The sequence below is a fragment of the Blattabacterium cuenoti genome (genome assembly GCF_014251575.1).
Taxonomy (GTDB): domain Bacteria; phylum Bacteroidota; class Bacteroidia; order Flavobacteriales; family Blattabacteriaceae; genus Blattabacterium; species Blattabacterium cuenoti_N.
On the sequence record NZ_CP059191.1, the window covers coordinates 155,698 to 168,680 of the forward strand.

A 12,983-nucleotide genomic window follows, 5' to 3' on the forward strand; every position below is an offset into this window, starting at 1 on the left:
TTAATTTATTAATATTCTTTATATTAAAATTAAGTAAATCTCATAAAAAATGAGTGAAAAAGAAAAATTAGTTCCCATCAATATCGAAGATGAAATGAAATCATCTTATATAGATTATTCTATGTCTGTTATTGTGTCTAGAGCTCTTCCTGATGCAAGAGATGGATTAAAACCTGTACATAGAAGAGTCCTTTATGGGATGTATAGATTAGGAATTTTATCTAATAGTTCCTATAAAAAATCGGCTCGTATTGTTGGAGAAGTTTTAGGAAAGTATCATCCACACGGAGATGTTTCGGTTTACGATACAATGGTTCGTATGGCTCAAAAATGGACTCTTCGTTATCCATTAATAGATGGACAGGGGAATTTTGGTTCATTAGATGCAGATCCTCCTGCAGCTATGCGTTATACAGAAGTCAGAATGAAACAAATATCTGAAGAAATGTTATTGGATATCAAGAAAAAAACAGTAGATATGCAATTTAATTTTGATGATTCTTTAGAGGAGCCAACAGTTTTGCCTACACGGATCCCTAATCTTTTGATCAATGGATCTTCTGGTATTGCAGTTGGAATGGCTACTAATATTCCTCCTCATAATTTAAAAGAAACTATAAATGCTATTTGTGCTTATATAGACAATAACAATAATTTATCTGTAGAACAGATTATGAAATACATTAAAGCTCCGGATTTTCCGACAGGAGGAATCATTTATGGATACGATGGAGTTAAAAATGCTTTTCAAACCGGAAAAGGGCGTATTGTTTTGCGTGCAAAAGTTCATTTAGAAGAAATTCAGGGGAGACAATGTATTGTAGTAGATGAAATTCCTTATCAAGTAAATAAAGCTGATATGATAACTAAGACTGTAGGATTAATGAAAGAAGGTAAAATGGAAGGGATCTATCAAATTCGTGATGAATCGGATAGAAATGGATTGCGTATTGTTTATATTCTTAAGCAGAATACAAACCCTCACATTATATTGAATAAATTATTTCAATATACTTCTCTACAAATTTATTTCAATGTCAATACTATAGCTTTAGTTAATGGGAAACCTCTTCAATTAAATATAAAGGATCTTATTCAACATTTTGTAGAACATCGACATGATGTTATTATTCGTCGTACTAAATACGAATTAGAAAAATGGAAAAATCGTGTTCATATATTGATAGGATTTTTTAAAATATTAGATCATTTGGATCTGATGATCCAACTGATTAAAAAATCTAAAAATCATCATGATGCTTGTTATACATTGATTAAAAGATTTAAAATATCAGAAGATCAATCTAAATCTGTTTTAGATATGCGTTTACAAAATCTTACCTCTTTAGAGCTAGAAAAACTGAAAAAAGAATATGACGAACTTGTAAAAAGAATAGAATTTTTTCAAAATGTTTTGGTTCAATCTTCTATAAGAACCAAAATTATCAAAGAAGAACTTTTAGATATCAAAAAAAAATATCAAGATTCACGTAGAACACAGATTGATTATTCAGGTAATAAAGTACATATAGAAGATTTAATTGAAAACGAACAAGTGGTTCTTACTATTTCCCATGCTGGTTATATCAAGAGAACTTCTTTATCAGAATACAAACGTCAAGGAAGGGGTGGGGTAGGAAATAGAGGAGCTACAGCCAGAGAATCTGACTTTTTTAAACATTTACTTATAGCAACGAATCATCAGTATCTGCTTTTTTTTACAGAAAAAGGAAAATGTTTTTGGTTAAGAGTATATGAAATTCCAGAAGGATCCAAAATTTCTAAAGGAAGAGCAATTCAAAATATTATTCGTCTTCAACAAGATGATAAAGTTAATGCCTATATATTAACGGGAGATCTTACCAATAAAGAGTACGTTAAAGATTATTATGTAATGATGGTTACTCAAAAAGGTTTTATTAAAAAAACATCTTTAGAAAATTATTCTAGACCCAGAAAAGATGGAATTAATGCCATCGTAATTCGTAAAGGAGATTCTTTATTAGAAGCTATTTTAACCAAAGGAGATAGTCATGTTTTTATTGCTGTAAAAAGTGGAAGAATTATTCGTTTTTCAGAAAAGAAAGTAAGATCAACTGGAAGAACTTCTTCTGGAGTAATAGGAATTAATTTTACAGTTAAGACTGATATAGTGATTGGAATGATATGTGTGGATGGAAAAGAAAAAGCACATTTGTTGGTAGTTTCTGAAAAAGGATTTGGAAAAAGGTCCCATCTAAAAAATTATCGTATAACTAATCGTGGTGGAAAAGGAATAAAAACAATAAATATTACTCAAAAAACAGGTGATTTAATTGCTATCAAACATGTTACCGATCAAGATGATTTGATGATCATTAAAAAATCAGGAATTATTATACGTATACCTGTGTCAGACATAAGAGTTATGGGAAGAACGACTCAAGGTGTTAGATTAATTAACTTAAAAGAAAACGATGCTATAGCTGATGTAGCAAAAGTTTATAAACCTATTATGGGGTTTCATTAAAATCACGCAAAATATTAACACATTCTGAGACTAAAAAATCTTTTATCAAATTTTTTTTCCATTCTTGTTGTTCTTTCATTTCTGATTCTTTTTCATTTAAAATAATTTTATAAGAAGGAGGAAAAGCTCGTAATCCATATATATTCAAATAATTTTTTAGTTTCTGAAAATTTTCATTTCTTTTTTTTATTTTTTTATTCTCAAAATAGAATTTTTTCCAGTTTAAAGAAAACTGTTTCTTTTTTGAAAAATTTTTTTCTAATAATTGTATAGTTTTATTAATATTCGTTAAATTCTTATTTTTATTCAAACGGTTAATGCTTTTAAGCTTGACATTTTCTAAGTTATTTATTTTATTTTGATTCCAATAGTGAAAAGAAATGGGATCTACATTATCCCATTTCATAGAATTGGGTTGATTTTTTTCCATAAGTTTTAAAGATATATTACTTATATCACTCGGGATCACTATATCTGAATTAACTCCTTTTAATTGAGTCGAACTTCCATTTACACGGTAAAATTTGTTAATGGTAAATTTTAAAGCTCCAAATTCTTTATTGGAAAAGAAAAATCGATTTAATGGATAAATAGTTTGAACTGTTCCTTTTCCATATGTTTGAGAACTACCAACAATAATTCCTCTTTTATAATCAGCTATAGCTGCTGCAAGAATTTCAGAAGCAGACGCTGATAGTTCATTAACAAGAACTACAAGTGGACCTGTCCATAGGATTTCTTCATGATTATTTATTAATATCTTTTTTTTCTTATGAGATTGACCTATTTGTACTATGGGGACTTTTCCCAAAAAAAAACCAGCAATTTCTATTACAGTATCTAAAGAACCTCCTCCATTATTTCTGATATCTATAATGAGACCTTTTATATTTTCCTTTTTTAATTTTTGAATAATTTTTTTCATATCTTTAGCTGCATTTCTTCCATTTTTGTTTTCAGGATTAAAATAAAATTCAGGCAAATAGATCAACCCATATTTATTTTCATTTTTATCCAATATCATAGCACTTTTTGCAAAAATTTCTTTCTTCTCTATAACATCTCTGGTTAAGATTATTTCTTCTATAGAACCATTCTTTTTTTGAAGAGTTAATTTGACTTTGCTTCCTTTTTTTCCTCTAATCAAACGAATTGAATTTTCCAATAATAAACCTACAATATTTTGAAACTCAGAATTGATATCTTTTGCTACTCGTATAATTTTATCTCCTACTTCTATTTTTTTGCTTTTCCATGCTGGAGCACCAACAATAAGTTTAACAACAGTAGGGTATCCCTTATCATCTTGTAACTCAACCCCTATTCCTTCTGTTTGTCCAGATATGTTTAAATCAAAAATTTCTTTTTCTTTAGGAGATAAATAACGAGTATGAGGGTCATATTGGGAAGTTATAGTATTTACATACATAGAAAACCAGTCAAATTCTTTTTTTCTTTTTAATTTTCTTAAATATTCCAGAATATATTCTTCCACTTTTTTTCTAGATATTTTCTCTTCATGAAGAAATGCATTTTTCCAAATTTTTTGTTTCGAAATCTTTAATTTTTTTTGGTTGATAGAAGTTATAATTTCTAGTAAAGTCAAATATTTTAAATATTTTCTCCATTTTTCAATCCATTCTTGATGATTTTTTGGATAATAAATATCATTTACTCCAATAAAATACATTTCTTCTTTATTAAAATCAAAAGGTTTTTTTAATATTTGAAAACATATGGATTCCACTTCTTTTATTCTTTGATAAAAACGCTTGATAATAATATTGAAAAACGTAGTATCTCCATGAATCCAAAAATCATCTATTTTATTTTTATACAAAGACAAATCTTCTATATCTTTTTGCATAAAAAAACGTTTTTGATTGTCTAATTTTTCAAAATATTTATTATATACTTTTTGTGAAAAATCATTATTAATAGAAATGGGATTTGGATGCAAAAAGTGAAGTGTTTTATATATTGTTTTGAGTATTAAATGATTTTTTTCTTGTTCTCCATTAGGAGAACAAAAACTCAATAAAAAAATGAAAATGAAACCAATTATTATGTACTTAAGTTGTTTGATTTTAGAAATCACAATTATGTTTTTGTTTGATAAATAGTAGTAAAATTATTATATAAATATCTTTTTTCTGTAAAAAAATGAATAAAAAACCAATTATTTTAGTTACAAATGATGATGGTATTATAGCTCCAGGTATTAGAGCACTTATTCATGCTATGAATCTTTTAGGAGACGTGTATGTTGTTGCTCCAAATAAGCCTCAATCTGGAGTGGGACATGCCATAACTATGGATACTGTGTTGTACTGCGATTCTGTAAAAATAGATAATGGAAATCAAAAAGAATGGGAATGTTCAGGGACACCGGTAGATTGTGTAAAATTAGCTATTAATAAAATTCTTCCAAGAAAGCCTGATATTTGTGTATCAGGAATTAACCATGGATCAAATTCTTCTATAAATATCATGTATTCTGGGACAATTTCCGCTGTTATTGAAGCTAGTATAGAAGGAATTCCATCTATAGGATTTTCTCTTTTGGATTTTGATTGGAATGCTGATTTTGAACCATCAAAAAAATATGTTTATAGAATTGTCAAAAAAATACTTTATAATCCTATTCCAGAAAAAATAATTAGTCTGAATGTTAATATTCCAAATTTGAAAAAAGAACAAATCAAAGGAATTAAAATATGTAGACAAGCAGGATCTAAATGGAAAGAAAGTTTTGATAAACGATCTAATCCAAAAGGAAGAACTTATTATTGGTTAGTAGGCGATTTTGTTAATCTTGATGAAAAAATAGATACAGACGAATGGGCATTAAAAAACGGATATGTTTCTATTGTTCCTATTCAATTTGATTTAACAAATTATCCTATATTAAATATTTTAAAATCCTGGAATTTTATATTATTCTTTTGGATCCATATCATTTTGAATATGAACATTAAAATATATAGCCAGTGTCATCTTTTTTAGAAGAATCTTTAAATCCAAAAAAAATTAAAGATTTTGTTGGACAACATGATATATTGGAAAATTTAAAGATTTTTATTTTGGCCGCTAAAAAAAGAAAAGACGCTTTAGATCATATTTTGTTTCATGGGCCTCCAGGATTGGGAAAAACAACACTTGCTCATATTGTAGCTAATGAATTATGTGTTAATCTTACTGTTACTTCAGGATCTGTTTTAGATAAACCAGGAGATTTAGCTGGATTACTAATTCATTTAAAATTAAATGACGTCATTTTTATTGATGAAATTCATCGTCTTTCTCCAATAGTTGAAGAATATTTGTATTCGGCTATGGAAAATTACAAAATAGATATTATTATAGATTCTGGATCTAACGCTAGATCAGTACAAATAGATTTATCTCCTTTTACTTTAATAGGTGCAACTACCAGATCTGGATTGCTTACAGCACCTATGCGATCTAGATTCGGTATCAATTTCCGTCTTGGTTATTATGAAAAGAAATTATTGAAAAATATTGTAAATAGAAGTGCAAGAATACTAAATATTCCAATTACGGAAGAAGCTTCTTATGAAATAGCTAATAGAAGTAGAGGGACTCCACGTATAGCTAACGCTTTACTTCGTAGAATTCGCGATTTTGCACAAATAAAAGGAAATGGGACTATTGATCTCAATATATGTAATTTAGGATTACAATCTCTTAATGTAGATAAAAATGGATTGGACGAAATGGATAACAGAATCCTTTTATCTATTATAGATCATTTTAAAGGAGGACCTGTTGGAATTAATACTATAGCGACAGCTGTTAGCGAAAATTCAGATACGATAGAAGAAGTTTATGAACCTTTTCTTATCAAAGAAGGATACTTAATTAGAACACCTAGAGGAAGAAAAGCTACAAAATTAGCGTATCAACATTTAAAACAAAATCTAAAAAAAAAATGAAATATTTTTTATTATCTGCTTATAAAAATTAACTTTGTTGAAAACTATCAAAATGTATAAAAGTCATGCCTTCAAATGTTATTGTTGGTCTCCAATGGGGTGACGAGGGAAAAGGAAAAATCACAGATTTACTTTCTAAAAATTCAGATTATGTAATCCGTTATCAGGGAGGGAATAATTCAGGTCATTCTATTCATGTTAAGAATCATTATTTTATTCTTCATTTAATTCCTTCTGGAGTTATTTATTCTAATGTAAAATGTATAGTTGGACCTGGAGTGGTTGTTGATCCTAAATCTTTTATTAAAGAAATACAGGATTTAGAATCAATGAATATTGACACATCCAAAGTCTTTTTAGCAAAGAGAGCACACGTAACTATGCCTTATCATCGTTTGATAGATCAATATAAAGAAGAGGCATTATCTGATCAGTCTATTGGAACGACACATCGTGGAATAGGACCGACTTATGAAGATAAAACAGGACGTATGGGAATACGTGTATTAGATTTTTTAAATTTTAATAATTTTTATCAAAAACTAAAATATAATATAGATTTCAAAAATGAGATTATTACAAAAGTTTATAAAAAAAAACCTATTGTTTTTGAATCTATTTATGAAGAATATATAGAATATGCAAAAGTTCTTTCTAATCGAATCATAGATGCTGTTCATGAAATTCATGATGCTTTTCATAATGAAAAAAAAATTCTTTTTGAAGGAGCTCAAGCGATGTTATTGGATATTAACTATGGAACATATCCATATGTAACTACTTCTTCTACTTCCACAGGAGGTGTATGCATAGGATCTGGAGTTCCTCCTAATTTTTTAGGAAATTTTATAGGAGTAGCAAAAGCATATTGTACACGTGTAGGATTTGGTCCTTTTCCGACAGAAATTAAGAGCGAAATAGGTCATGTAATACGTCAAAAAGGAAATGAATATGGAGCGACAACAAAACGTCCAAGACGATGTGGATGGTTGGATTTAATAGCTCTTAAGTATTCTTGTATGATTAATGGTATTAATCATTTGATTATCACTAAATTAGATATATTAAGTGAATTAGAAGTTATTAAAGTATGTGTAGAATACAAATATAATGGAAAAGGGATAAAACTTTTTCCAGCAAATATAGAAAAAAATATGAAGGGTGTTTATGTAGATTTTCCTGGTTGGAAAAAAAACATATCTCACATTCGAGAATATGAAGATTTACCGGATAATTGTAAGAAATACATTAAATTTATTGAGAATTATCTAAATTTAGAAGTATTATTAATTTCTGTAGGTTCTGAAAGAAATCAGAACATTATTAAAAATAAATATTCATTTTTTAAAATTTTTTATTAAAAAATATTTTTTTGTGAAAGAATATAAAAATCCTTTAGTCGAACGATATAGTAGCAAAGAAATGTTATATAATTTTTCTCCAAAAAAAAAATTTACTACTTGGAGAAAATTATGGTTGTATTTAGCAGAAATACAAAAAGAAATAGGATTAAATATTAGCGATGAACAAATTCATGATTTGAAAAATCATTTATTTGATATTGATTGGGATAGGGTTTCTTTTTATGAAAAAAAATTTCGTCATGATGTTATGGCACATTTGTACGCTTTTGGAGAGAAGGCTATTAAAGCGAAACCTATTATTCATTTAGGCGCTACAAGTGCGTTTTTAGGAGATAATACAGATCTTATTTTGATTCGTGATGGATTGGATATTTTACTTAAAAAATTAATTAATGTCATTTTTCGTATTAGGAATTTTTCTTTAGAATACCATAATCTTCCTACTTTAGCTTTCACACATTATCAACCGGCTCAGTTAACTACTGTAGGAAAACGTTCTGCTTTGTGGATACAAAGTTTACTTCTAGATCTAGAAGAATTAGAATTTAGGTTAAAAAATATTCATTTTAGAGGAGTGAAAGGAACTGTTGGATCGGCTGATAGCTTCAAAGAATTATTTCATGGAGATTTACAAAAAGTAAAATATTTAGAAAAAAAAATATCCAATAAATTTGGATTCAAAAATGTGTTTCCGATTACAGGACAAACTTACGATAGAAAGGTCGATGCACAAGTTTTGAACTTATTATCCAATATTTCTCAATCTTCTCACAAGTTTAGTAATGATTTGCGTTTACTACAAAATTTAAAAGAAATGGAAGAACCTTTTGATAAAGATCAAATTGGATCTAGTGCTATGGCTTATAAACGTAATCCTATACGAAGTGAACGAATGGCTTCTTTAGCAAAATATGTTATTTCTTTATCCAATAGTTCAGCTATGGTTGCAGCTACTCAATGGTTAGAACGTACTTTAGATGATTCTGCTAACAGAAGACTAGTTATAGGACAATCATTTTTAGCTACAGATGCTATTTTGATGATTTGGAATAATATATTAGAAAACATTATTGTATATCCTAAAATCATTGAAAAGCACATTCAAGATGAACTTCCATTTTTAATTACTGAATACATCATTGTAGAATGTGTAAAAAATGGAGCAGATAGACAAGAAATTCATGAGAGAATACGAATTCATTCTATGGAAACAAATTCGAAAATAAAATTAGAAGGAAAAGAAAATGATTTTGTTCAACGTCTTTTGCATGACAAAAAAATACCAATTCATAAAGAAAAAATGAACCAAATACTAAATCCAAAAAATTTTATAGGATTTTCTTCAGATCAAACTTTGGAATTTCTTGATAAAGAAGTGAATCCAATATTGAATCGATTTCATTATTTAATTGATTCTGATATATCTAATATGGATAGACAAGTTTAATACACATACATCTATTTTGTAAAATAATGAATTTCAGAATTTATATACAAAAAAAAATTCCCTTTGATATTGATTCTAGAAAATTATATCAAGAATTGAAAAATATGGATATTTCATTATCTAAGGTAGTTGTTTATTATATATATGACATTTTTCACATAAGTCAAGAACTTTTCTTAGAAAGTTTGTTAAAAATTTTTGTAGATCCTGTAACAGATATTTTACATGAAAAAATGGATTTTGAGAATCCATATTATATAGAAAAATTTACGAAAAAGTATGATGATCGTGCAAATGCAGCTATGCAATGCATAAAAATTTTAGATCCTAAATCGAATACTGTTTTTGTCAAAACTGGTCAATTGATTGAGTTTATTGGAATAAATCAAGATAAAGATTTTCATAAAATTAAAGAATATTATATCAACTCAGATTTAAGTTTTGATAAACCAGATATAAAAAAAAATGATATTCAAATTGTGGATAATTTCATAGATTTTTCTATTGAAGAAATGAATAAATTTCATAATACTTGTAATTTATCCATAGATATAAATGATTTATTGTTCATACAGAAGTATTTCATTAAAGAAAAAAGAAATCCAAAAAAAGCAGAATTTAGTATATTGGATGTTTATTGGTCAGATCATTGTAGACACAAAACATTTTATACTAGCCTAGTAAATATATCTTTTGGTGGTTCATTCAAAAATACATATCAAAGTATTTTTAATAAATATTTAAAAGACAGAGATTCAATAGGAAGATCAAAAGATCCTATCAATTTAATGGACTTATCTAGTCTTCCTGCTACAATTTTTTATCAAAAGGGAAAATTAAAAAATTATGTTTTATCTCATGAACATAATGCGTGTATCATTATGATAGATGTAGATATCATAGGTAGTAATAAAAAAGAAAAATGGTATTTATTATTTAAAAATGAAACACACAATCATCCTACTGAAATTGATCCTTTTGGTGGAGCTTCCACTTGTATAGGAGGGGCAATTAGAGATCCATTATCTGGAAGAGCTTTTGTTTATCAAGGACTAAGGTTAAGTGGAGCTGCTGATCCTACAAATTCAAAAACTCTTAATGGAAAGTTTCCACAACATAAAATCTGTTTTGAATCAGCTTATGGTTATAGTTCTTATGGAAATCAAGTAGGATTAGCAACAACTCATGTTAATGAGATTTATCATGAAGGATATAGAGCTAAAAGAATGGAGATTGGAATGGTTATTGGAGCAGTTCCCGTTGACTTTATCAAGCAAAAAGAACCAAAAAAAGGAGATGTTATTTTATTAGTTGGAGCATTAACAGGAAAGGAAGGAATAGGAGGAGCTACTGATTCTTCTAAAGAATATGATACAGATTTCAAAAATAAGATACAACGAGGACAAAAAGGAAATCCAATAACAGAAAGAAAAATTCAAAGATTTTTTAGAAAAAAAGAGGTCATATCTATGATCAAAAGATGTAATGATTTTGGAGCGGGAGGAGCTGCTGTTGCTATAGGAGAATTAAGCGATAGTTTGGTTCTTTATTTAGATAAAATCCCCAAAAATGAGGAAATGGGAGCTGTTGAAATCGCTCTTTCAGAATCTCAAGAACGTATGGCTGTGGTATTAGATTCCAAAGATGTTAAAAAATTCATTCATTTGGCCAGTGAAGAAAATATAATGTCTACATTAATTGCTTATATTACTGATAATCAAAGAATTATTTTTTATTACAAAGGAAAAGAAATTTTTAATGTAAAAAGTTCTTTTATGAATACAAGAGTTGGGTATAAAGAGCAATCTGTTTATGTGAGTTCTCCTACTTCTATTTCTCCTTTTAAAAAATCAAAAGAATTTTTATTTAGTAAAAAAATATTTTTGGATACTCTTTCTAAATTAAATATAGCTTCTCAAAAAAATTTGGTAGAAATGTTTGACAGTACTGTAGGTGCTACTACAGTTTTAATGCCTTTTGGAGGAAAATACCAAATGACACCTTCTGAAGGAAGTGTTCATAAAATTCCTGTTTTTAAAGGAACTACAAATACAGTTAGTTTAGCTTCTTGGGGGTTTCATCCTGAAATTTCTTCTTGGAGTCCTCTTCATGGAGGGGCTTATGCAATTGTGGAATGTATTTCTAAAATTGTTTCTATGGGAGGCGATTACCAAAATACCTATTTTAGTTTTCAAGAATATTATCAAAAATTAGGAAATGATCCGAAAAATTGGGGGAAACCCTTCTCTGCTTTATTGGGAGCTTATCATGCTCAGATGTCCTTAGGATTAGTTTCTATTGGAGGAAAAGATTCCATGTCCGGAACATATAAAAATATACATGTCCCTCCGACATTCATTGCTTTTGGCGTTTCTACTGGTTCATGTTTAAATGTTATTTCTCCTGAATTTAAAAAAATAGGAAATAAAATTTATTTATATTATCATCATTCATTAAAAAATGAAATGCCCGATTTTGATTCTATTAAAAAGGCCTATAAAGAGGTTTATGAGGGAATTCGTTCAGGAAAAATTGTTTCAGTAAAAACAGTGAAAGATGGAGGTGTTTCTGTTGCTATTGCAAAAATGGCATTTGGAAATCGTTTAGGAGTAGTTATAAATTGTCAAGAGCATTTGCTTGAAATGAGCATAGGTTCCTTAATTGTAGAATCTTCATCTCCAATTTCAGATAATTTTGTTCTAATAGGAGAAATAGTTTCCTCTAAATCATTAAATTTTAATGGAATATCTATTGATCTAAACGAATCTATAAAAAATTGGGGAAAAACTTTGACTCCTATTTTTTCTTCTAGTGAAGTTAAAACAAATTTTAAAAAAGTAGAAAAGACAACTAAAAAAGAAAAAAAATGTAATCCTATAGTGTGGAAATGTAAATTTAAAAAAAAAGGGAAACCACGTGTATTCATTCCCATATTTCCTGGAACAAATAGTGAATTTGAATCTATTCGTGCATTTGAAAAAGAGGGATCTATAGTAAACACTTTTGTATTTAAAAACTTGAATGACCAAGATATTATTGAATCTATTTTTCAAATTAAAAAACAGATAGAATCTGTACAAATATTTATGCTTTGTGGTGGATTTAGTGCTGGAGATGAACCGGATGGGGCTGCTAAATTTATTGTATCTATATTACATAATCCATACATCAAGGATGCTATTAAACGTTTTCTTGATAAAGATGGATTGATATTAGGTATTTGTAACGGATTTCAGGGATTGATAAAATCTGGATTATTACCTTATGGTAAAGTTTGCTTGAGGAATTATAAATCTCCTACGCTTACTTATAATAAAATAGAAAAACATATATCTCAGTGTGTTCATATAAAAGTGATTTCTGATCAATCTCCATGGTTAAATGGGATGAAAAATAGAATATATACTCTTCCCATATCTCATAGTGAAGGTCGATTTTATGCAAGCAAAGAAATAACAAATATTTTATTTCGAAAAAATCAAATCGCAACACAGTATGTAGATTTGGAAGGAAATCCTAGTTTGGAAAGATTATATAATCCCAATGGATCTGTTTCCGCTGTAGAAGGATTATTAAGTGAAGATGGAAAAATTTATGGAAGAATGACTCATCCAGAACGTTATGATCATGGATTATTAAGAAATATACCTAATGTTCATGAACATTCGATTTTTAAAAATGCAATACAATATTTTTTATAAATAAAT

Annotated in this window: 7 protein-coding genes; 6 read left to right on the plus strand and 1 reads right to left on the minus strand. The window is 28.1% G+C overall.

Annotated features, from left to right (window positions below):
- Positions 1-49: 49 nt before the first annotated feature.
- On the plus strand, positions 50-2,509 hold the full coding sequence (gyrA, locus tag H0H67_RS00750) for a DNA gyrase subunit A (protein WP_185859441.1): 2,460 nt from the start codon (positions 50-52) through the stop codon (positions 2,507-2,509).
- Here gyrA and H0H67_RS00755 read toward each other — a convergent pair.
- Positions 2,493-4,607, minus strand: a complete 2,115-nt coding sequence (locus H0H67_RS00755) for a carboxy terminal-processing peptidase (RefSeq protein WP_394366811.1) — start codon at positions 4,605-4,607, stop codon at positions 2,493-2,495. The genes gyrA and H0H67_RS00755 overlap by 17 nt on opposite strands.
- A gap of 65 nt (positions 4,608-4,672) precedes the next feature.
- Between H0H67_RS00755 and surE the strand changes: the two genes are divergently transcribed.
- The 5 genes from surE (at position 4,673) to H0H67_RS00780 (ending at position 12,977) form a co-directional block, all read left to right on the plus strand.
- Positions 4,673-5,515: a 5'/3'-nucleotidase SurE gene (gene surE / locus H0H67_RS00760; protein ID WP_185859442.1), complete on the plus strand. Its 843-nt coding sequence runs from the start codon at positions 4,673-4,675 to the stop codon at positions 5,513-5,515.
- Positions 5,500-6,465 carry a Holliday junction branch migration DNA helicase RuvB gene (gene ruvB, locus H0H67_RS00765; RefSeq protein ID WP_185859443.1) on the plus strand — a complete coding sequence of 322 codons (966 nt, stop codon included), beginning with the start codon at positions 5,500-5,502 and terminating at the stop codon, positions 6,463-6,465. The genes surE and ruvB overlap by 16 nt, the downstream gene beginning before the upstream one ends.
- Before the next feature lie 65 nt (positions 6,466-6,530).
- Entirely contained in the window at positions 6,531-7,826 is a 1,296-nt protein-coding gene (locus H0H67_RS00770) for an adenylosuccinate synthase (RefSeq protein ID WP_185859444.1), read from the plus strand.
- Positions 7,827-7,839: 13 nt separating this feature from the next.
- Complete coding sequence (gene purB, locus H0H67_RS00775) at positions 7,840-9,276, plus strand: adenylosuccinate lyase (protein ID WP_185859445.1); 1,437 nt, start codon at positions 7,840-7,842, stop codon at positions 9,274-9,276.
- A 26-nt stretch (positions 9,277-9,302) separates the two neighbouring features.
- Complete coding sequence (locus H0H67_RS00780) at positions 9,303-12,977, plus strand: phosphoribosylformylglycinamidine synthase (protein ID WP_185859446.1); 3,675 nt, start codon at positions 9,303-9,305, stop codon at positions 12,975-12,977.
- Positions 12,978-12,983 lie beyond the last annotated feature (6 nt).